Source organism: Rhodococcus sp. 06-1460-1B, assembly GCF_002258475.1.
GTDB lineage: Bacteria > Actinomycetota > Actinomycetes > Mycobacteriales > Mycobacteriaceae > Rhodococcoides > Rhodococcoides fascians.
Window position 1 is genome coordinate 469690 of record NZ_NOYS01000019.1, and the last position, 22271, is coordinate 491960.

Annotated in this window: 19 protein-coding genes; 12 read left to right on the plus strand and 7 right to left on the minus strand. The window is 64.0% G+C overall.

Annotated features, from left to right (window positions below; translation table 11 throughout):
* Positions 1–33 precede the first annotated feature (33 nt).
* Together CH268_RS10385 and CH268_RS10390 are read left to right on the plus strand one after the other, a co-directional pair.
* Positions 34–1068 carry an NAD(P)-dependent alcohol dehydrogenase gene (locus CH268_RS10385; RefSeq protein WP_094663729.1) on the plus strand — a complete coding sequence of 345 codons (1035 nt, stop codon included), beginning with the start codon at positions 34–36 and terminating at the stop codon, positions 1066–1068.
* Positions 1065–2540 (plus strand): mannitol dehydrogenase family protein, encoded by a 1476-nt coding sequence (locus CH268_RS10390; protein WP_094663731.1) that lies wholly within the window; start codon positions 1065–1067, stop codon positions 2538–2540. The genes CH268_RS10385 and CH268_RS10390 overlap by 4 nt, the downstream gene beginning before the upstream one ends.
* Here CH268_RS10390 and CH268_RS10395 read toward each other — a convergent pair.
* The 3 genes from CH268_RS10395 to CH268_RS10405 all read right to left on the minus strand — a co-directional run bounded on the left by CH268_RS10395 (position 2524) and on the right by CH268_RS10405 (position 5781).
* On the minus strand, positions 2524–3189 hold the full coding sequence (locus tag CH268_RS10395) for a potassium channel family protein (RefSeq protein WP_027495332.1): 666 nt from the start codon (positions 3187–3189) through the stop codon (positions 2524–2526). The two genes, CH268_RS10390 and CH268_RS10395, sit on opposite strands and share 17 nt — an antisense overlap.
* The gene (locus CH268_RS10400; RefSeq protein WP_094663733.1) at positions 3182–4495 is read right to left on the minus strand and encodes a TrkH family potassium uptake protein; all 1314 of its coding nucleotides are present in this window, start codon (positions 4493–4495) and stop codon (positions 3182–3184) included. The genes CH268_RS10395 and CH268_RS10400 overlap by 8 nt, the downstream gene beginning before the upstream one ends.
* A gap of 206 nt (positions 4496–4701) precedes the next feature.
* Positions 4702–5781 (minus strand): ABC transporter ATP-binding protein, encoded by a 1080-nt coding sequence (locus tag CH268_RS10405; protein WP_094663880.1) that lies wholly within the window; start codon positions 5779–5781, stop codon positions 4702–4704.
* A 148-nt stretch (positions 5782–5929) separates the two neighbouring features.
* On the opposite strand from CH268_RS10405, the gene CH268_RS10410 reads away from it, so the two are divergent.
* On the plus strand, positions 5930–6754 hold the full coding sequence (locus tag CH268_RS10410; protein WP_032383313.1) for an NAD-dependent epimerase/dehydratase family protein: 825 nt from the start codon (positions 5930–5932) through the stop codon (positions 6752–6754).
* 81 nt (positions 6755–6835) lie between these two features.
* Here CH268_RS10410 and CH268_RS10415 read toward each other — a convergent pair whose 3' ends face one another.
* The gene (locus tag CH268_RS10415; RefSeq protein WP_255182338.1) at positions 6836–8005 is read right to left on the minus strand and encodes a hypothetical protein; all 1170 of its coding nucleotides are present in this window, start codon (positions 8003–8005) and stop codon (positions 6836–6838) included.
* 149 nt (positions 8006–8154) lie between these two features.
* On the opposite strand from CH268_RS10415, the gene CH268_RS10420 reads away from it, so the two are divergent.
* From CH268_RS10420 to CH268_RS10445, 6 genes are all read left to right on the plus strand, one after another.
* Positions 8155–9075: a hypothetical protein gene (locus CH268_RS10420; RefSeq protein WP_255182339.1), complete on the plus strand. Its 921-nt coding sequence runs from the start codon at positions 8155–8157 to the stop codon at positions 9073–9075.
* A 185-nt stretch (positions 9076–9260) separates the two neighbouring features.
* Entirely contained in the window at positions 9261–10211 is a 951-nt protein-coding gene (locus CH268_RS10425) for a carbohydrate ABC transporter permease (RefSeq protein ID WP_094663740.1), read from the plus strand.
* A gap of 5 nt (positions 10212–10216) precedes the next feature.
* Complete coding sequence (locus tag CH268_RS10430) at positions 10217–11098, plus strand: carbohydrate ABC transporter permease (RefSeq protein ID WP_027495325.1); 882 nt, start codon at positions 10217–10219, stop codon at positions 11096–11098.
* A gap of 26 nt (positions 11099–11124) precedes the next feature.
* On the plus strand, positions 11125–12447 hold the full coding sequence (locus CH268_RS10435) for an ABC transporter substrate-binding protein (protein ID WP_255182340.1): 1323 nt from the start codon (positions 11125–11127) through the stop codon (positions 12445–12447).
* 13 nt (positions 12448–12460) lie between these two features.
* Complete coding sequence (locus CH268_RS10440; protein WP_094663744.1) at positions 12461–13621, plus strand: enolase C-terminal domain-like protein; 1161 nt, start codon at positions 12461–12463, stop codon at positions 13619–13621.
* Between the two features lie 63 nt (positions 13622–13684).
* Positions 13685–14482 carry an IclR family transcriptional regulator gene (locus CH268_RS10445; protein WP_176456778.1) on the plus strand — a complete coding sequence of 266 codons (798 nt, stop codon included), beginning with the start codon at positions 13685–13687 and terminating at the stop codon, positions 14480–14482.
* 70 nt (positions 14483–14552) lie between these two features.
* Here CH268_RS10445 and CH268_RS10450 read toward each other — a convergent pair whose 3' ends face one another.
* The 3 genes from CH268_RS10450 to CH268_RS10460 form a co-directional block, all read right to left on the minus strand.
* Positions 14553–15752 (minus strand): L-talarate/galactarate dehydratase, encoded by a 1200-nt coding sequence (locus CH268_RS10450; protein WP_094663746.1) that lies wholly within the window; start codon positions 15750–15752, stop codon positions 14553–14555.
* A gap of 73 nt (positions 15753–15825) precedes the next feature.
* Positions 15826–16779 carry a 2-hydroxyacid dehydrogenase gene (locus CH268_RS10455; protein ID WP_094663748.1) on the minus strand — a complete coding sequence of 318 codons (954 nt, stop codon included), beginning with the start codon at positions 16777–16779 and terminating at the stop codon, positions 15826–15828.
* A 29-nt stretch (positions 16780–16808) separates the two neighbouring features.
* The gene (locus CH268_RS10460; RefSeq protein ID WP_032383321.1) at positions 16809–18155 is read right to left on the minus strand and encodes an enolase C-terminal domain-like protein; all 1347 of its coding nucleotides are present in this window, start codon (positions 18153–18155) and stop codon (positions 16809–16811) included.
* A gap of 288 nt (positions 18156–18443) precedes the next feature.
* Between CH268_RS10460 and CH268_RS10465 the strand changes: the two genes are divergently transcribed.
* From CH268_RS10465 to CH268_RS10475, 3 genes are read left to right on the plus strand one after another with little or no spacing between them, the layout of a single operon-like run.
* Positions 18444–20042: an aldehyde dehydrogenase (NADP(+)) gene (locus CH268_RS10465; protein ID WP_094663750.1), complete on the plus strand. Its 1599-nt coding sequence runs from the start codon at positions 18444–18446 to the stop codon at positions 20040–20042.
* 31 nt (positions 20043–20073) lie between these two features.
* The gene (locus CH268_RS10470) at positions 20074–21000 is read left to right on the plus strand and encodes a 5-dehydro-4-deoxyglucarate dehydratase (protein ID WP_094663752.1); all 927 of its coding nucleotides are present in this window, start codon (positions 20074–20076) and stop codon (positions 20998–21000) included.
* Entirely contained in the window at positions 21000–22268 is a 1269-nt protein-coding gene (locus tag CH268_RS10475; protein WP_094663754.1) for a glucarate dehydratase family protein, read from the plus strand. Before CH268_RS10470 ends, CH268_RS10475 begins: the two co-directional genes overlap by 1 nt.
* Positions 22269–22271: the final 3 nt, after the last annotated feature.

Here is a 22271-nt window from a genome sequence, read left to right on the forward strand (position 1 = left end):
CCCCCTCGCATTCAGCGGCCCGTGCCACAGTCCATGCAGGCCAGCGTGCTCACCGGCGTGCACGAGATACGAATGGAAGACCGGCCGGTGCCGACCCCAGCCCACGACGAGGTACTGGTCCAGGTCACCGCCGTCGGCGTGTGCGGGTCCGATGCGCATTACTACCGGGAGGGGCGCATCGGCGAGTACGTGGTCGACGGCCCGCTGGTCCTCGGTCACGAGGCGGCCGGTGTGATCGTCGCGGTCGGCTCCGATGTGTCCGACGCCCGCGTCGGGCAGCGGGTGTCCATCGAACCGCAGCGTCCCGATCCGACCAGCGCCCAGTCGCGCGCCGGCCGCTACAACCTGTGCCCGGCCATGGAATTCTTCGCCACGCCGCCGATCGACGGCGCGCTGGCAGAGTACGTACTGATCCAGTCGGTATTCGCCCACGACGTCCCCGACTCGATCTCCGACGAGGCCGCAGCACTGTTCGAGCCACTGTCGGTCGGTATCGCGTCGGCGCAGAAGGCAGGAATCACCGCCGGATCCAGCGTGCTCATCGCGGGCGCGGGCCCGGTCGGCATCGTCACCGCCCAGGTGGCCCGTGCTTTCGGTGCCACCGAGGTGATCGTCAGTGATATCGACGCACCGAGACGTGACAATGCCGCGAGACTCGGTGCGACGCGGGTGCTCGATCCAGCAGTGGACGACGTGCGTGCGCTGGAAGTGGACGCGTTCATCGACGCGTCGGGTGCCGCTCGGGCCGTCGTCGACGGCATTCATGCTGTGCGGCCGGCGGGTACCGTCGTACTGGTGGGCATGGGCGGTTCGGATTACCCGCTCCCCATCTCACTGATTCAGAATCGAGAACTGGTTCTCACCGGCGTCTTTCGGTACGCCAACACGTGGCCGATCGCGCGCGAGCTCGTCCTGGCCGGTCGCGTCGACCTCGATGCTATGGTCACCGCGCGTTTCGGCCTCGATCGCGTCGAGGATGCCTTGAATGCAGACAAGCAACCCGGCAGCATCAAAGCCGTTGTGATTCCAGGTCTTTCCCAGAGCCCATCGAAGGAGACGAACGTATGAAGTTGAACTCGCGCAATCTCGACGACTTCATCGAGGACGTGGCCGTTCCCACCTACGACCGTTCCGACGTCACCGTGGGCATCGTGCATTTCGGTGTCGGCGGCTTCCATCGAGCACATCAGGCGATGTACATCGACCGGTTGTTGCAACAGGGGCAAGGGTCCGAGTGGGGCATCTGCGGAGTGGGCGTACTTCCCGGAGACCGCCGGATGAAGGACGTGATGGAGGCGCAGAACTGCCTGTACACGTTGGCGCTCAAGCATTCCGACGGCACGTGGGACACCCGCGTCATCGGATCCATCGTCGAATATCTCTTCGCGCCCGACGACGCAGAAGCCGTCATCGAGAAGATGGCCGCGGAGACCACGAGGATCGTCTCTCTCACGATCACCGAGGGCGGCTACAACTTCTCCGCGACGACGGGCGAGTTCGACGTCGAGAACCCCGCCATCGTCGCCGATCTCGAGGACGGGGCCGATCCGGCAACCACATTCGGGCTCGTCGTGGAGGCATTGTCACGGCGCAAGGAACGCGGACTGAAGCCGTTCACGATCATGTCGTGCGACAACATCGAAGGCAACGGCCACATCGCACAATCGACATTCACCACCTTTGCCCGCCTGAAGGATCCAGCTCTCGCAAAGTGGATCGCCGCAGAAGGGGCGTTCCCCAACTCCATGGTCGACCGCATCACTCCGGTCACGACACCGGAAGTGATCGAGGAACTCTCTGCCCGCTACGCCATCGACGATCAGTGGCCCGTAGCCGGTGAGCCGTTCACACAGTGGGTGCTCGAGGACAACTTCACGCTGGGGCGCCCGCCTCTCGAGGACGTCGGAGTTCAGGTTGTCGACGACGTCACGCCGTACGAGCTGATGAAGCTACGGCTGCTCAACGCCAGCCATCAGGCGCTCGCGTATTTCGGCTACCTCAGCGGATTTCGACTGGTGCACGAAGTCTGTCAGGACCCGCAGTTCGCCGCGTTCCTGCTCGCGTACATGGACGAGGAAGCAACGCCCACATTGCAACCCGTTCCCGGCATCGACCTCGCTGAATACAAGCACACGCTCATCGAACGGTTCTCCAACCCGGAAATCCGCGACACCGTCGCACGCCTGTGCGCCGAGTCCTCGGATCGAATTCCCAAGTGGCTCTTGCCCGTCATCCGCAAGAATCTCGAGAGCGGCGGTGAGATCACTCGCTCCACCGCAGTCGTTGCCAGTTGGGCACGCTACGCCGAGGCAGTCGACGAGGCCGGTGAGCCCATCGACATCGTCGATCAACTGAAGGATTCACTCGTTCCGATCGCGCAGAGTCAGCGAGAGAATCCGACGGCCTTCATCGCCAATCGCGCAGTGTTCGGCGATCTGATCGACAACGACCGTTTCGTCGCCGAGTACACGAAACAGTTGGCGTCACTTCAGGAGAAGGGTGCGCGCGCGACCCTGGAGGCGCTCAGGTCGACTCGCTGAATTTTTCGGTGTCTCGAACCTGGCCGGAGACGATGACGGTATCGCCTGCGCCGATCACCGTGTCGGCCGTGGCGTAGGTGAACCCTTCACCCGGACGCTTGACTGCAACGACGGTTACTCCGTGCTTGGTGCGAATTCCACTCTCGCCCAAGGTTTTTCCTAGCAGCGAGGCCGGGGGCGACGTCTTCGCCATGGCAAAGCCGTCGTCGAACTCGATGTAGTCCATCATCCGACCACGTACCAGGTGAGCTACTCGCTTACCCATGTCGTGCTCGGGCCTGACGACGTGGTGGACGCCGATCTGGCTGAGAATCTTGGCGTGCGCGTTGCTCAAGGCCTTGGCCCAGATGGTCGACATCGACAGATTCACCAGAGCCGATGCGGTGAGCAGGCTCGCTTCGAGATTGGAACCGATGCCCACGACGGCGCGGTCGTACTCGTGTACCGAAAGTTGTCGCAACGACTCCTCGTCGGTGGTATCGGCCACCACAGCATGCGTCAAACGGTCTGCCACGCGTTGCACTACGGCCTCGTCGCTGTCGACGCCGAGCACCTCGACTCCCTGGCTCATCAGTTCCAGCGCCAGCGACTTACCGAAGCGGCCGAGACCGAGAACGACGACGACGTCGGAGGACGGTTTCCTAGCCAATGAACGGCCTTTCCGTGGGAAGCGTGTAGCGCCGACCGCGGTCGCGGGCGGCGAGAGCACTGACCAGAGTGATGGAACCGATGCGGCCCAGATACATCAGGACGATCAGAATCATCTGGCCCCAGCCCGGCAACTGCGCGGTGATTCCGGTGGACAGGCCCACCGTCGCGAATGCCGAGACGACCTCGAAGAGAAGCACGTCGAGGTCGAAGTTCGTACCGGCCAACAGCGCCAACACCGGCAGCATGATGAGGGCCACCCCGATCAACGCGACGGTCAATGCCTGACGTTGCACCCGAGGATCTATTCGACGGTCGAACACCGTCACCTCGCGGTCACCGCGGATTTCGGCCACGATGACGAACAGCAGCAAGGCAAATGTGGTGACCTTGATGCCGCCTGCCGTACCGCCGCTGCCACCACCGATGAACATCAGGACATCGGTGATCAAGAGGGTCGCGTTGTCCACATCCGCGTAATCGACACTGTTGAAGCCTGCGGTGCGGGGCATGACGCCCTGGAACGTCGCGACGAGCATCTTGTCCCAGAACCCGAATCCGCCCAGGGTTCTCGACCACTCGAAAAGCAACACCACCGTCGGACCGAGAACCAACAGAACGGCGGTGACGGACAACGTCATCCGGGTGTGCAAGGTCCAGCGCTTGCGAGAACGAACGCCGCGAGCACGTGATCGGATACGACGGGCGATCTCGAACAGAACCGGAAACCCGACGCCGCCCAGAACGACCGCGATCAACAACGGCACACAGATCCACGGGTCGGTGGCGAACCCGATCATGTTGTCGCTGAAGAGCGCGAATCCGGCGTTGTTGAACGCCGACACGGAATGGAAGATCCCCAGCCAGATCGCGCGGCCGAGGGGCTCGTCGTATCCGAAGAAGAAGCGCGCCGACAGACAGAGCGCGACAACGCCCTCGATGATCAGACTGGTGCGAAACACTCCCACGACGACGCTTCGAACGTCGCCCAGCCCGGATGTGCGTACCTCGGCTGCCGCATTCAACCTGCCCCGAAGACCGATCCGATCCGCCAGGACCAACCCGACCAAGGATGCGATCGTCATGATCCCGAACCCGCCGATCTGAATCAGGCCGAGAATGACGCCCTGACCGAAACCCGACCAGTACACCGGGGTGTCCACCACGATCAGACCCGTCAGGCTCACCGCCGAGGTGGACGTGAACAGCGCCTGCAGAATCCCGGTGTCGTTTCCAGGCACGGTAGCCGCCGGAACCATCAGGATGCCCGCACCGAGGAGTATGGCCACCGCGAAACCCGTTGCCATCACTCTGACCGGCGTCGGCCTGAAGAGCGCGAACCGTCGTGATGCCTGGTGAGCGTCTGTCACCCGGCAGACAGTACCGGTGGGACGAGCCGCTTCGCGGCACGTGCGCGGAACTTCGTAGCAGGGGTCGAGTTTCCGCGCACCTGGGTCATTCCGCAGGCTCCACTCCCGCGCACATGCGCGTCAGCGCTCCACCGCCTACGGCATCAGTCGACCAAGCGCTCCCCGGCCACAGTGGAGAACAGGTGGGTGCGCTCGGCGGCGTAGGAGAGCGTGATCGTCGATCCGCGTTCCGGTGGGATGCGGCCGTCGGCGCGGACGACGATGGGCTGACGCGTGCCGTTGATATCGGCCTGGCCGTAGACGTAGGCGTCGGCTCCGAGTTCTTCGACGACGTCGATGGTCACTTCGAGGCCTGCCCCGGTGGTGATCTGCAGGTCCTCGGGCCGCACACCGAGCGTCACTGTGTTCTCGCCGATTCCGGCGATGGCGGAGCGGGGAACCGGAACCACTTCACCGCCGAAGCGGACGCCGCCGTCGACGAGCGGCAGCTCGAGCAGATTCATTGCAGGCGATCCGATGAAGCCGGCGACGAACACGTTGTTCGGGTGTTCGTACATGCGCCTCGGCGAGTCACACTGCTGCAGCACACCGTCTTTGAGGACGGCCACGCGATCGCCCATCGTCATGGCCTCGACCTGATCGTGGGTGACGTACACGGTCGTCGTGGCGAGCCTGCGTTGCAGTGCAGAGATCTGCGCGCGGGTCTGCACTCGAAGTTTGGCGTCGAGGTTGGACAGCGGCTCATCCATGAGGAACACCTGGGGTTTGCGAACGATGGCGCGGCCCATGGCGACTCGCTGACGCTGGCCGCCGGAGAGCGCTTTGGGTTTGCGGTCGAGGAACTTGGTGAGATCGAGGATCTTGGCAGCGTCCTCGACGCGGCGCTTGATCTCGGCCTTGTCCTCGCCGGCGATGCGAAGTCCGAATCCCATGTTCTCGCCGACCGTCATGTGCGGATACAGGGCGTAGTTCTGGAAGACCATCGCAATGTCGCGATCCTTGGGCTGATGGTCGGTGACGTCCTTGCCGCCGATGGTGATGGCTCCCCTGTCGACTTCTTCCAGACCGGCGAGCATGCGCAGCGACGTCGACTTTCCGCAGCCGGACGGGCCCACAAGGACGAGGAATTCACCGTCCTGGATGTCGAGATCGAGCTGGTCGACTGCAGCCTTGTCGCCGCCGGGAAACAGTTTGGTGACGCCCTGAAATGCAACGGTGGCCATGATGGTGGTCCCTTCACCGGCAGGAACGTGCCGGGCGATCCGAGTGAGATTCATGTATGTGAATGGATGCCAGAATGCTGACTTCGTTTAGAAGTATGTATTACTGTGATGCCCATTACAAGGTTTCCATCGAAGGAGTTCGAGAAGAATGACCGACACCGTTTCACGAGTGCTCATCACCGGGGCCGCAGGCAACATGGGGGCGATGCTCAGACCTCTACTGGCGACTCCCGGCCGCACGCTGCGCCTGTTCGATATCGCCGAGATCACCGACATCGATTCGGCCACAGAGGAATTCGTACAGGGTTCGGTCACCGATCGCGCTGCCGTGGCCGCCGCGGTGGACGGTGTCGATGCAATCCTGCACCTTGGGGGATTGAGCACCGAGGACTCGTGGGCCAACATTCTTTCGGTGAACGTCGACGGCACTCAGGCAGTCTTCGAAGCCGCTGTGGCGCAGGGGGTTTCTCGGATAGTGGTGGCGTCGAGCAATCACGCAGTCGGTTTCTGGACGCACGACGAGGCAGGCGACTCGCCACTTCCGGGCGACGCCGTTCCGCGACCCGACGGATTCTACGGGTGGAGCAAGGCCGCGGTCGAAGCCCTCGGCCGGATGTACCACGACCGCTTCGGTATCGACGTCGTCAATCTGCGTATCGGTTCGAGCTTCGCCGCGCCGCCCAACTACCGTGGCCTGGCCACCTGGATGTCGCCCGCCGACACTGCGCGACTGATCGAGGCGTCACTGTCGGACAGCGCCAAAGGTTTTCACACCGTGTGGGGAATCTCGAAGAACTCGCGCGCATGGTGGTCGGGCAACGAGGGTGCGGAGATCGGATACCTGCCTCGCGACGACGCGGAACAGTTCGCCGAGCAATTCCTGGCCGAACACGAGTGGACGTTCAGCGATCCGATCCTGCAGCGAGTCGGCGGCGCGTTCTGTGATCACCCGCTCGGCCAACGGATGCGGTGATGCACCCTCTGCTCCACTCGACCACCCGGACTGCGGGATTCCGCGCCGAGGCCGGTCGAGTGGAGCACCCGTTGTCGACCCCTACGAATACGTTGTGACGATCGACCCCAGCGCATCGAGCTGGGGTCGATTGACGAGACCGAGGTGATAGAGGTGCAGCTCGTTCGCCCCCGCGTCGAGGGTCGCGGCCACATGCGCAGCGACCTCGTCCAGCTTCTTCGGCGGCAGTACCGATACGTAGGCACCGACGTCCACCCCGTCGCCGACGGCCGCGCGGGTTGCCTGCACCACCGACACCGTCTCGGCCGTTCCCGGCCAGGCCGACACGAGCACCGCATCGACATCGGCGGGCGCGGAGGCGGTCAACGCAGGCGAAGGCCCGGTCTTCCATGGATCCGGGTGACCGTGCAGCGTCACGCGTGCCGACGGCGCCTGTTCACGCACGGCGGCAAGCACTTCCGCGCGAAGGTGATCGGCGTCGGCGTGTCGGACGGCGAGCACCGCGTCGATCTCGTCGGCGGCCAACACGTCCGTGATCGCCGCACCGGCAGGCAAGGTTCCGGCCGACAGGGCGTCGACACCGTCGCGCAGCTTGTGCGTCACCTTCCCCGAGTCGACGCCTCGTTCGCTCCAGGCGTCGAGCTCCCGCTGTGTGCAGCTGATCGACATCAGCGTGTCGCCGATGCCAGGGAACGCGCCGTCCGTCTTCTCGTGTGGTCCGACATGAGCGAAGCCCAGCTGCCCGCAGGCCTCGACGGACACCCCGTGTACTTCGACGCCGCGGATCGCTTCGGCCGCGAGCGTGGCGCTGTAACGCACGATGTCGGGATGCCCTGGTGCGAGGGCATAGCGATAGGCATCTCCGAAACAGTTGACGACGGTCGCCTCGGGATGGGCGTGGCCGAGAATCGTGCTGTGTGTCAGCACGATCCACGCGTTCACCAGGAATCCGGCCTCCCGCAGCACACCCGCTGCCTCGCCGAACGCGTCCTCGGCACCGCCCCAGGCGGCCGTCCGCGCAGTGATCGTGTGCCCGGCCCAAGCGTCGGGACGAACCGGTCGATACAGCGCTGCGTGGTGGGCGTCGACCACTTTGTGCTGCGGATGCAGCGGGGTTGCCGCTCTGGTGGAGTGGTAGGTCGCGGCCAGCGAGATCTCGTGCACCCCGAATGTGTTGGCGCGTTCGACGAAATGCGGATCGCCCAGGACGTCCCAGGGGTAGGCGTGCGCGACGATGCGGTCGACGGTCATGAAGATCATCCTTCGATGGCTGATTTGTTCGATAGAGAGAACTGAGTTCACACATGGGAACACAATTCGAGCCCAACTGTCCACGATTCACGCGACGAGCAGAGATCCGGCGAGCCCTGGGGGCATTCGACGATCCTTCGCGTCCGCACGTGACCCGCGGTCGAACCTGGACACGCGATGGCATCTCCGGCGTGGAGCTGAACTGGGATGACACGTCCGCATGGCTGCTGACGCCCCCGGACGCAAAGACTCCACTGCCCGCGATCCTGCTCATGCACGGTCACGACGGAATGAAGTTCTACGGCAAGGAGAAGGTGGCAGAGGGCCCTGACGGCATGGCACCCGACCTCGAGGAGTTGCGCAGGCGCGGATACGGCGGCAGCGCGCCCGCCGCCCGTCTGGTTGCAGCGGGTTTCGCAGTCCTGGTCCACGACGTGTTCCCGTGGGGCAGTCGCCGGGTGCCGTGGGAGGACCTCCCCGAGCGGGCTCGACGTGCCGGTGCCCAACTGGAAGGGCTGCCGAGATACGAGGCCGCCGCACGCGAGCACGAGCACGGACTCGCAAAAGTGGCAGCGCTACGGGGCAGTTCATTGGCCGGGCAGGTGTTGAGCGAGGACCTGATCGCGCTGCAGGTACTGACGGAGTGCCCCGAGGTGGACGCACACCGCATCGCCACTGCCGGCTTCTCCGGTGGCGGAGTGCGCGTCGCACATCTACTGGCGTGCAGCGATCGCCTGCGGGCAGGAGTGATCACGGCATCGATGAGCACGTTCGCCGATATCGCGAACGGTCACGCGGACGACACCACCTGGTTGATGATCACCCCGGGCCTGCCTGCGGTGTGCGACTGGCCGGAGATCGCCGGGGCAGCAGCCCCGACCCCATTGTTGGTCCAATTTGCTGAGCTGGACTCCCATTTCGGCATCCCCGGCATGCGCGACGCCGAGGCATCATTGCGCCGCGATTACGGAGAATCGGAAACACTGTTCACACAATGGTTTTCGGAACCGCATCGATTCACCACGACCATGCAGGACGCGGCGGCCGGCTGGTTGAGCCTGCACGTGTGACCGGGAATGCTTGACAGCGCTTGTGACTGCCGTCATAGTTGGTCCAGAAATTCACATAGAAGACGCGCGTTCAGATATGTGAACAGACAAAACTTGCACGACCCGGCTCACTCAGGGTCGGAAGACATCCCGCCAGACCCGCTCGCCGGCTTTCCATCCGGCCCCGAACGCTTCGGAGCGTCCCCATGGTCACCACCACACCACCCCGGCCGGGAGGTACCCGCGCGTCCAGCGCGGCCATCCCTCCCGTTCGACCGAAACGCAAGCGCCGCATCTCGGCCCCGTACATCCTGATCGCGCCCGTCGTCATCCTGCTGGCAGTGTTCATCTTCTACCCGGTCGGCAGCGTCTTCTACTACAGCCTGCAGTTCTACAACCCGACGACGCCGTGGGACAACGGCTTTGCGGGCCTGGAGAACTTTAAGCTGATGTTCGCCGACGACCTGTTCTGGAACAGCCTCGTCGTCACCGCCAAGTGGGTGGGCGTGCAGGTCGTGTTCCAGCTGATCCTCGGCCTCGGACTGGCCCTGCTGGTCAACGAGGTATTCCGCGGACGCGGCCTGGCCCGTGCCCTGGTGTTCTCTCCCTGGGCCGTCTCCGGGGTACTCACCACCGGCATCTGGCTGCTCATCTACAACCCGTCGACGGGATTGTTCAAACTGCTGGGCAACATGGGCATCGGCGACGGTACCGCCGCGCCGATCGCCGATCCGGACACCGCGTTCTGGGCCACCAGCGTTGCCGAGCTCTGGCGCGGAGTTCCGTTCTTCGCCATTCTCATCCTGGCCGAACTGCAGAGTGCGCCCAAGGATCTGTACGAGGCCGCGAACGTCGACGGCGCGAACCGCTGGCAACGCTTCCGGTTCGTGACGCTGCCACACCTCAAAGCCGTGATTATTCTGTCCACCCTGCTGCGCGGGGTCTGGGAGTTCAACAACGTCGATCTTCTATACACCCTCACTGCGGGCGGACCGGCCGACGTGACAACCACGTTGCCGCTCTACGTCTCTCAGCTCGCAACCACCGCGCAGGACTTCGGGTACGGATCGGCTCTGACCACCGTGGCCTTCGTGATCCTGCTCTTCTGCTCGATCCTCTACTTGCGCCTCAGCAAATTCAACAGCGATAAGGCCTGACGCACATGACCACTACCGCAGACCGTCCCGTCGTGACCACTCCGCCGCAGGACCACTCCGAGAAGGTGCGCGTGCATCGCGCCAAGCCCCGCGTGTTCAGCGTCGGCCTTCCGTTGGCCGTCTACCTGCTCTTCACCCTCGTCCCGTTCTACTGGATGATCGTCTTCGCGTTCCGGCCTGCCGGGTCCAATTCGATGCTCCCCTGGCCTATCACGCTCGACCATTTCGACACGGTCTGGAACACCCTCGGCTTCAGCTTCTTCTTCAAGAACAGCCTCATCGTGGCCGGCCTGTCTCTCGTGCTCACCACCTTCGTCGCGCTGGCGACCGGCTATGCGTTGGCACGCTTCAAGTTCCGCGCCAAGATTCCCCTCGTGATGGCTCTGCTGTGCAGCCAGTTCGTCCCCGGCGCGATGCTGCTCATTCCGCTGTTCCAGGTTTTCCGCGAAATGGGCCTGGTGAACAACCTCTTCGGTCTCATCGTCGCCGATACCGTCTTCCAACTACCACTTGCAGCAATGCTGATGGCAGGCTTCATCTCTCAGATCCCCGTCGAACTCGAAGAGGCCGCGATGGTCGATGGCTGCTCGCGTCTGAAAGCCTTCCGAATCATCATGCTCCCGCTTCTGCGGCCCGGGTTGATCGCCGTCGGTTCTTTCGCATTCATCGGCAGCTGGAACAACTTCCTGTTCGGTCTGATGTTCATCAGTAGCCAGGACAAGTTCACTCTCCCAGTCGGTTTGAGCTACACGATCGGCTCCTACAACGTCGACTTCGGCGTCCTCGCGGCCGGCGGTCTGATCGCCGCAGTGCCCGTGGTCGCGGTCTTCGCCGTCATCCAGAAGTACCTCGTCCAAGGCCTCAGCGCCGGTGCGGTGAAGGGCTGATCATGACGTACGGAAAGAGAATCGACATGAATCGACGCACCCTGCTGCGCACCGCCCTCGTCGGTGCGGTGGCCACGCTCGTGCTGGCATCCTGCAGTTCCGAGACCTCCCTGCCCGACGGTGCCCTCGGCGATCCGAACAGCGGAACCCTCACGTTCTGGGACAACAACGCCGGGCCTGATCGAACCCCGTTGTACGAGGAACTGATTCGACGCTTCGAGGACATCAACCCCGGCATCGACATCGAATACGTCGGTCTACCGTCCGACAGTGCCCAGCAGAAGTATCAGACAGCCCTCGCCGGTGGGTCGGCTCCCGATCTGGGCATCGTATCCACCGCGTACCTTGCACCGCTCGTTGCCCAGAATGCCGTGATTCCGCTCGACGACTTCATGGCGGCCTCTCCGCAGAAGGACCAGTACGACCCGAAGATCATCGAGTCGGCGATGGAGTCCGGAGGCGGCGAGAACCTGTACGGTCTGCCGTTCACCAGTAACAACGCCACGCTGTGGTACCGAGCCGACTGGTTCGTGGAGGCCGGCATCGAGCCACCGGACACCTGGGACGAATTCTACGAGGCCGCAGACGAACTGACCGACAAGTCCGCGGGTCGTTACGGGTTCACCATCCGAGGCGGTGCCGGCTCGATCTACCCGTTGTTGCAGCACATGTTCGCCACCACCGGCATCGACAACTTCTTCGACGGTAGCGAATCCACCGTCAACCGGCCCGAGATGGTGGACGCCATCGAACGTTTTGCGGCCCTCTACGACGTCGACACACCTACCGCCGACGTCAACAACGGTTTTCCACAGATGGTCGCCAGCTTCGGCGGTGGTTCGGTTGCGATGATGCAGCACAACCTCGGATCACTGAGCAACCACCGCAAGGCACTCGGCGACAAAGTCGGTGCCGTTGCGCTTCCACTCGCGGACAACGGCGTCCGCACGGTGATGACCGATCCGTTCCCCTCCTACACAGTGTTCAAGAGTAGCCAGCACCAGGCAGCGGCCTGGAAGTTCCTCGAGTTCATGACCTCGCCGGATTCGCAGGCCTATTGGAACGAGAACGTCGGCCAAATCCCGGTCAATGCCACCGCCAGATCCGCACCGTCCTTCCAGACGATGCCATCGGTCCAGGCGGCCCAGTCCGCCCTCGACGATCCGAAGACCGTGCTGGTCACCCCGCCGGACTATCTACCCGATTTCGGAAAGATCGTGCAGGTTCAGATGCTCGGGCAGTGGCAGAAGGTGCTCATCGGACAGCTCAGCGCCCAGGATTTCGCCGACGACTTCGCCGAGAAGCTCAACCGTTCCAAGGCCAAATACGATGCCCGACAGGGTAAATAGGGGTTTCACTACTATGTCCAGCGTCATCACCGAGATTGCCGTCCAGGTCTTCAAGACCGAGGCCCGTACCGCCGTCGACTCCTACGGACATCGACACCCCGGACCGTCGATACCCACAACCCAGGCTTTGCTGCGCATCACCGATTCCGACGGAGTCAGCGGGCACGTGCTGGGCAAGACCAACTATCTGCGTGAAGATCAAGTGGAGCAGCACTTTCGGCCGGTGCTGATCGGTACCGACCCGCTGCATCGCGAGGAGATGGATCGCAAGTTCGCGATTCGACAACGCACCAGGGCCGTCGAGCTTCCCGAACACACCTGCAGCTACCTCGATCAGGCCCTGTGGGATCTGGCCGGCAACCGATTCGACACCCCGGTGTGGAAGCTGCTGGGCGGAGCCCGAAGTGAAGTCAAGGCCTACGCGAGCACCATGTGCGGAGACACCATCGAGGGCGGCCTTTCGAGTCCCCAGGAGTACGCGGATTTTGCTGTTGTACTGAAGAATCAGGGCTATCAGGGAATCAAACTGCACACCTGGATGCCACCCCTGGAAGGGGCTCCGAACCTGACTCGGGACATCGAGGCCTGCGCCGCGGTACGAGATGCCGTCGGGCCCGGGTTTTCGTTGATGCTCGACGGCTATCACTGGTACTCCCGCACCGACGCTCTCAAGCTCGGCCGCGAACTCGATGCGCTGAAGTTCGATTGGTTCGAGGAGCCCATGGACGAATTCTCGATGCGCTCCTACAAGTGGCTGGCGGATCAGATCGCCACACCCGTCATCGGTCCCGAAACCACACCAGGTCGGCATCGTTCGCGAGCGGACTGGATTGCGAGCGATGCCTGCGACATCCTGCGCGTCGGTGCGATGAACGGCGGCGGCATCACGCCTGCACTCAAGACGGTGCACATGGCCGACGGCTTCGGACTCGACTGCGAGATCCACGGCAACGGCGCACCCAACCTCGCGCTCGTCGGCGGTGCTCCGAACATCCAGTGGTACGAGCGCGGCCTGCTGCATCCGCTGGTGGACTACGACTGGGTGCCGCCGCATCTGAAGTCCATCGTCGATCCGATCGACGCGAACGGGATGGTCCAGATGCCCACCCGCCCGGGCCTGGGCGAGGACATCGACCTCGAGTACATCTCGAACAATCTGGTCGCCGAGTACTGATGTCCGTCCACAAAATTCGTGTCCGCGTATGAGCCGTCGTTCATCATGGGGGACACTGTCTCCATGGTGAACGATGTCACGGCAACAGCTGCGCCGGAGAGCCAGCCGGTGAAGTCCGCCGAACGCACGATCCACATCCTCGAGACCCTGGCCGCGTCTCCCACCCGCATGAGTCTCGGCGAGCTCCAGGAGGCCTGCGGGTATCCGCGGTCGAGTCTGCATGCACTGCTCAGGACGCTGAAAGACCTCCGCTGGATCGAGGCCGACGAATCCGGTTCGCGATATGGCATCGGGACCCACGCGCTACTCACGGGCACGTCCTACCTGGACAAGGATTCCGTCGTCGGTCGGGCCGCAGCGGTACTGGAGACGTTGCGCTCGGACGTCCGGCACACCGTCCACTTCGCCCGGCGCGACGAGGATTGCGTCATCTACCTCGCCAGCCGCGGTTCCAAGCTCGAGGTGCGGCGCATGCACCGTGTCGGACGCAAGCTGCCGTGCCACGTCACCGCCCTCGGCCAAGCACTGCTCGCCGAACTCACGACCGACGAGGTGACACAGCTGCTGCCGAAGAAACTCGAGCGGTACACCGAGAACACCATCGTCGACCGTGATGCCCTGATCGCCGAACTCGCGCAGGTTCGCCGCCGCGGCTGGTCACTGGAGCAGGAGCAGGGCACCCCCGGCGTCGTCTGCATCGCGACCGTGGTGCCGTACCGAATTCCGGCCACCGACGCACTCAGCGTCTCCATGCCTGCCGAAGTCGCGTCGTACCCGGGCGAACTCGAACGCATCGCGGGCGTCCTCACCGACCATGCTGCGGCCTGGGCCCGAGAACTGCGAGCCGAGGGAGTGCGGTAAAGCCGCTTCGCGGCACGTGCGCGGAACTTCGTAGCAGGGGTCGAGTTTCCGCGCACGTCAGCGCTCCACGTCAGCGCACCACTGCCTTCGCCACCGTCCAGGCCCGGCCCTGCTCGCTCAATGTGAATCCCAGCCCCGGGCGAGCGGACAGGTGCATCCGGCCGTCCCGCGTCTCGAGGTGCTCGTCGAACAATGGGTCCAACCAGTCGAAGTGCTCCACCCAGGTCTGCAGTGGGTACACCGCTGCGAGGTGCAGATGAATCTCCATCGCAAAGTGCGGGGCAAGCTGCACATTGTGGTGTTCGGCCAACCCGGCCAATTTCAGGAACTGGGTGATGCCGCCGATGCGGGGTGCGTCGGGCTGCAGGATGTCGACCGCGCCGGCCTCGAGGAGACGGACGTGCTCGCCGACGCTGGCCAGCATCTCCCCCGTCGCGATGGAGGTGTCGAAGTTTCTCGCCAGCATCGCATGACCCTCGGCGTCGTAGGCATCGAGCGGTTCTTCGATCCAGACGAGGTCGAACTGCTCGAGGATGCGGCACATGCGGTTGGCCGTCGGACGATCCCACTGTTGATTGGCGTCGACCATGAGCGGGACGTCGTCACCGAGAAACTCGCGTACCGCGGTGACGCGTGAGATGTCGGTGCGCCAATCAGGTTGGCCCACCTTGAGTTTGATACCGCCGATGCCGTTCGCGAGCGACCCGGCCGCGTTATCCATGACCTCCTCGATCGGAGTGTGCAGAAATCCACCGGAGGTGTTGTACGTCTGCACCGAATCGCGGGACGCGCCGATCAGCTTCGCCAGCGGTAACCCGGCACGCTTGGCTTTGAGATCCCACAGGGCAATATCGATCGCAGCGATGGCCTGTGTGGCAACGCCACTGCGGCCCACCGACGCTCCGGCCCACACCAACGTGGTCCAGACCTTGCCGATATCGTTCGGGTCCTCACCGATGAGCACCGGCGCGATCTCCTGGGCGTGCGCGAACTGGGCAGGCCCACCCGCCCGCTTCGAATAGCTGAAACCGATTCCCTCATGGCCCTGTTCGGTACGGATCTCGACGAACAGAAACACCACCTCGGTCATCGCCTTCTGTCGACCGGTGAGAACCTTGGCGTCGCTGATCGGATTGCGCAGCGGCAGCACGATCGAGGACAGCGTCACCTCGGCGATGCTGTCGACGGACGCGTCACCGGATGCGAGGGCCCGAATCGCCGCATCGGGCGCGGTGAGACCGCTCGAGGGCTTGTCGATGTACGTTGTCATCTCACATCTCCTGTGATTGCGAAGGGTGTTGCCTCACAGCCTAATTCGGGTTCCAATACGCGTCCAACACAATTCAGCGGGCCATCGATACGGCAAGTGCATTGATGTTCGACGCGATGTCGGCAACCCGGCCGACGAACGTGTGATGCGTGACGCCCGACGAGTGCGGCGTCATCAGCACGTTCTCCAGCTCGCGGAACGGCAGGGAACTGGGCTCACCACGCCCGTCCGGCCCCGGGTAGCTGTACCAGACATCGATGGCGGCGGCTGCAATCTCGTTGCGAGAGAGGGCGTCGAACAGTGGTTGTTCCTGGATCAGCGGGCCTCGACCGACGTTGACGACGACCCCTCCGCTTCCCAGCCTGCACAGTTCCTCGGCACCGATCATGCCGCGGGTGTGCTCGTTCAGTGGTGCGGAAACCACGAGTACATCGGCGAACTCGGCAAGCTTTCCCAAATCCTTGGTATCCGAGACCCATTCGAGGCCATCGCCCAGGGCACGACCGCTCCCGGTGACGGCAGCACCGGTTGCCCCGTATGCCCGAAACAGCTGCCAGGTCTGCCGGCCGATGTGCCCGAACCCGACGAACCCGATCCGCGCACCGCTCAGCGACAACGGCTGCGGGATGGTCGGGTCGTACACGGACGTGGCAAACAACCCCGAGCGGAGGGCACGGTCCTGCTCCAGGAACTTTCGTCGCAACATCACCGTTGCCGCGACGACGTATTCGGCAATCGACTGCTCGTGGTGAAAGGTGTTGCACACCTGCACATCGGGCCGCATTCCGGATCGATCCACGTTGTCGGTACCGGCACCGGCAACGTGAACCATCCGCAGCCTCGGGGCAGCCGCCCCCATGGCCGCACTGAACTTGCCGCCGACATAGACGTCGGCGTCGTGGAGATGGGCGATCACGTCCTGCTCGTCGAAGGGAACGCTCCACACCACCTCGGCGTTCGCCGGCAGACCCGCCTCGAACTGCTCGCGATGTGGCACGACGTTGCGGTCACCGACGACGATCTTCATCGACGCACCAGAACTCGACGCACCAGAACTCATCGAACGAGGGCCGGGCGCTTGCTGTCGAACGTCCAGCCCTCGATCAGGTACTGCATGCCGATGGCGTCGTCTCGGGCCCCCAGTCCTTCCTTCTGGTACAGCTCGTGCGCCGCATCGATCTGCTCGAAGTCGAGTTCGACACCCAGACCCGGCTTGTCGGGCACCGTGAGGTAGCCATCCTCGATCGTGAACGGCTCCTTGGTCACTCGCTGCCCGTCCTGCCAGATCCAGTGGGTGTCGATGGCGGTGATGTTCCCGGGAGCTGCAGCAGCGACGTGCGTGAACATCGCCAGGGAGACGTCGAAGTGATTGTTGGAGTGCGATCCCCACGTCAGGCCCCACGCGTCGCAGAGCTGCGCGACACGCACCGACCCGGCCATCGTCCAGAAGTGCGGATCGGCCAGCGGGATGTCCACGGCACCGGACCGGACGGTGTGGCCCATCTCGCGCCAGTCCGTCGCGATCATGTTGGTCGCGGTCTGTAACCCGGTGGCCCGCTTGAACTCCGTCATCACCTCGCGGCCCGAGAAACCGCCCTCGGGGCCGACGGGATCCTCGGCGTACGCCAGCACGTCACGCAGCCCTCGGCAGGTCTCGATCGCATCCTTCAGCAACCAGCCGCCGTTGGGATCCAACGTGATTCGCGCCTCGGGAAAGCGCTCGGCCAGAGCACGAACAGCGGCGGCCTCCTCGGCTGCCGGCAGTGCACCACCCTTGAGCTTGAAATCTTGGAAGCCGTAGCGTGCCTGCGCAGCCTCGGCGAGGCGCACGATCGACTCCGGATCCATCGCCTCCTCGTGCCTGATCCGCAGCCAGTCGTCGGCTCCGGCCGCCTCGTCGGCGCTGCTCCGGTATGCGAGATCGGTCTTGTTGCGATCGGCGACGAAGAACAGGTAGCCCAGCGCCTGCACCTTCTCGCGCTGCTGTCCTTCGCCCAGCAACGCCGCGACGCTGACGCCGAGATGCTGACCGAGCAGATCCAACAATGCCGATTCCACTGCCGTTACCGCATGAATGGCGATCCGCAGATCGAACGTCTGCGCGCCGCGGCCACCTGCATCACGATCTGCGAACGCGCGACGCATTGCGGCCAGCACCGCGTTGTACCGGCCGATGTTCTGCCCCTCGACCAGTACGCGCGCGTCCTCGAGCGTCTGTCGAATCGGCTCCCCGCCCGGCACTTCGCCGACGCCGGTGCGCCCGTCCGAGTCGGTGAGCACCACCAGATTGCGGGTGAAATACGGCGCGTGCGCGCCGCTGAGGTTCAGCAACATGTCGTCGTGACCGGCAATGGGAATGACACGCATTTCGGTGACGACGGGGGTGCTGGTGTGGACGACCATGCCCGACCTTTCTCGCATACCTCTGGTGATTCGGCTCACAGACGACAGTAGGGCCAGCTATCGATTCCCGTCCAACACCATCTGCGCATCGACTGATGCAGTCGAGGTATCGAGGACCGGCATCCACGCTCGAGTAGACGGTCAGCGAGGCGATACCGAGACTGCATCAAACACAACATTTTTAGACTTGGACATGTATCGATCCGGCTCCTACCGTGGTGAGCTATGAGCCAGGTCACGGCCTCGGCGTCACTGCACGTACCGCACCACTGCCTTAGGAGTCACCCCATGACAGCGTCGACGACACAGTCCACCGACCTCACCGGTCGGATGATCATCGCCGGCGTTCCGGTTTTCGGTGCCGGGACGCAGATTCACGGAATCGATCCCGGTACCGGGAAAGATCTCGAACCCGCCTACGGCCACGGCGACGACTCGGATGTCGAGCGGGCCTGTGCCGCAGCGGCCGACGCCTTCGCCGACTACCGCGCTACCTCGTCGGACACTCGCGCACGGTTTCTCGAGACCATCGCCGACAACATCGCGGCCCTGGGCGACACGCTCATCGAGCGGACGGTCGCCGAGTCCGGTCTGCCGCTGGCACGCATCACCGGCGAGGTCGGCCGCACCACCGGTCAACTCCGCCTGTTCGCTTCGGTTCTGCGCGAGGGCAGTTGGAACGGAGCCCGCATCGACCCGGCCCAGCCCGAGCGCAGCCCGCTGCCGCGTGCAGACATCCGTCAGCGCCAAATCCCCCTCGGGCCGGTTGCCGTGTTCGGTGCCAGCAACTTCCCACTCGCCTTCTCCGTCGCCGGCGGCGACACCGCGTCCGCCCTCGCTGCCGGCTGCCCGGTGATCGTCAAGGCACACGACGCCCATCCAGGAACCTCCGAGCTGGTCGCCCGCGCCATCACCGACGCGGTTGTCTCCACCGGAATGCCCTCCGGCACATTCTCGTTGCTGTTCGGCTCCGGTCGCGGACTCGGCACCGCTCTGGTGACCGACCCTCGCATCAAGGCCGTCGGATTCACCGGATCGCGTTCGGGTGGAACAGCTCTCGTCGCCGCAGCGGCGGGTCGTCGTGAGCCCATCCCGGTGTACGCCGAGATGAGCTCCATCAATCCGGTGTTCGTCATGGACGGTGTACTCGCCACCCGTGGAGCCGAATTGGGCCGCGCGTTCGTCGCATCGCTGACGATGGGCTCGGGTCAGTTCTGCACCAACCCCGGTCTGGTCATCGCCGTCGACGGCCCGGGCTTGCAGTCGTTCATCGACGCCGCTGCCGCCGCCGTGCACGAATCCGCTCCCTCCACGATGCTGACGCCGAACATCGCCTCGAGCTACGCCGAGGGTGTGCGAACACTGTCCGACGCGGTGACGGTGGTAGCGCGGGGATCCGACACCGATGCCCCGAATGCCTGCCGCGCAGCGCTGTTCGACACCGATGCGGACACGTTCCTCACCTCGGAGGCAGCGCAGGCCGAGGTGTTCGGCGCGTCGAGCCTGGTCGTGCGCTGTGCAGATGCCCAGCAGGTTCGGCGGGTGGCAGCACAGCTCGAAGGTCAGCTCACCGCCACCATTCATGCCGACGAATCCGATCATTCCGAGGCCGGAAAGCTGCTCTCGGTGCTCGAACTCAAGGCCGGCCGGATCCTGTTCGACGGATGGCCCACCGGAGTCGAGGTCGGCCATGCCATGGTGCACGGCGGGCCGTTCCCCGCGACCTCGGACTCCCGCACCACGTCGGTCGGATCGCTCGCGATCGAACGCTTCCTGCGCCCGGTCGCGTACCAGGACGTACCGAAATCGTTGTTGCCCAACGCCATCGCGGACGGAAACCCGGACGGCATCTTCCGCCGCATCGACGGCCAGCTCACCCAAGACTGACACACCCCACCTAGTTCTCGAGGAGACCCCCATGCTCGACGGAGTTCTGTTCTTCCCCGTCACCCCGTTCACCGCATCCGGTGAGGTCGATTACGACCTCCTGGCCGCTCACATCACGAAGGGTGTCGATGCGGGACCCGGTGGAGTGTTCATCGCCTGCGGCACGGGCGAATTCCACGCCCTAGAAATCGAGGAGTTCGGCAAGATCGTCCGCACCGCAGTCGACAGCGTCGCAGGCCGCGTTCCGGTCTACGCCGGTGCAGGCGGATCCGTCGCGCAGGCAAAGGCATTCGCGCACGCTGCGAAGGCCAACGGAGCCGACGGCATCCTGTTGCTGCCGCCGTACCTGGTGACGATGCCGCAAGCCGGTCTCGTCAATTACACCAAGGCCGTTGCCGCCGCATCGGACCTGCCGCTGATCGTCTACAACCGCGGCAACGCTCGCTTCACCGAGGAATCCGCCGTCGAGGTCGCACAGCTTCCCACCGTCGTCGGATTCAAGGACGGCACCGGCGATCTCGATCAGGTCGGCCGCATCGTCCGCGCGGTACTGGACGCACTGGAGCCGTCGGGCAAGCCCTTCCAGTTCTTCAACGGACTACCCACCGCCGAGGTCTCCCAGCAGGCGTACCGAGCGATCGGTGTCACGCTGTACTCCTCCGCGACATTCGCGTTCGCACCCGAACTGGCACTGGCGTTCTACCGCTCTCTCGACAGCGGAAACGACAAGCTCACTGCCGCACTGCTCCGCGAGTTCTTCCACCCGCTCGTGCGCTTGCGCGACAAGGTTCCCGGCTACGCCGTCTCTCTCATCAAGGCCGGCGTGACGATGGAGGGCATCGAAGCAGGGCCGGTTCGCCCACCCCTGGTGGACATCAGCGCACCGCACCTCGAGGAACTCACCGCAATCGTTGCCGCCGGCCGGGCCGTGTTGGCAGACGAGCTTGCGGTGCACTGATGCAAGAACCGGTACTGATCACCGGCGCTCGAATCACACCGATCGCCTTCGTCGATCCTCCGTTGCTCAACACCGTCGGCGTGCATCAGCCATATGCGCTCCGCGCGATCATTCAGCTGGACACCGACGCCGGTGTCGTCGGACTCGGTGAAACGTACGCCGACACTGCTCATCTGGCTCGACTGGAAGCGGCCTCCACTGCCATCTCCGGTCTGGACGTGTTCGCGCTCAACGAGATCCGAGATGCCATCGATGCCGTCCTGGGAACCCTGTCGATCACCGGCGGCGACGGCGTCGCAGGCATGATCACCACGGCCAGCACCACCGATCGGGTGTTCTCCCCCTTCGAGATCGCGTGCCTGGACGTGCAGGGCAAGATCCTGGGTCGACCGGTGTCCGACCTGCTCGGCGGCAAGGTTCGGGACTCCGTTCCGTTCAGTGCGTATCTGTTCTACAAGTGGGCAGCTCATCCCGGCCAGGAGCCCGACGAATGGGGCGAGGCGATCGATCCGGACGGATTGGTTCGTCAGGCCCGAAAGATGATCGACGAGTACGGCTTCGGGGCAATCAAGGTCAAGGGCGGCGTCTTTACGCCCGACGAGGAGATCGCCGGAATCAAGGCGCTCCGGCAGGCGTTCCCGGAGCTACCGTTGCGGTTGGATCCCAACGCCGCCTGGACTGTCGACACATCCATCCGGGTAGCCGCCGAACTCGACGGCATCGTCGAATATCTCGAAGATCCCACACCCGGGCTCGACGGGATGGCCGGGGTCGCGCGCGAAGCCAAGATGCCGCTGGCGACGAACATGTGTGTCGTTGCCTTCGATCACCTGAAGCCTGCCGTGGTGAAGGATTCGGTGCAGGTGGTGTTGTCCGACCACCATTACTGGGGCGGACTCCAACGATCGAGGTTGCTCGCCGGAATCTGCGATACGTTCGAGATGGGGCTGTCGATGCACTCGAACAGCCACCTCGGAATCAGTCTGGCCGCCATGGTTCATCTCGCAGCGGCGACACCGAACTTGACCTATGCCTGCGACACGCATTGGCCCTGGAAGAACGAGGATGTCGTCGTGCCGGGGGTGTTGAACTTCGTCGACGGCGCAGTGGCCGTTCCCACCGGACCCGGTCTGGGCATCGAGATCGACGAGGACGCACTCGCGGCACTGCATCAGCAGTACCTCGACTGCGGAATTCGTGACCGCGACGACACCGGATACATGCAGAGCATCGATCCGAGCTTCGAGAACACCTGCCCACGTTGGTGATCG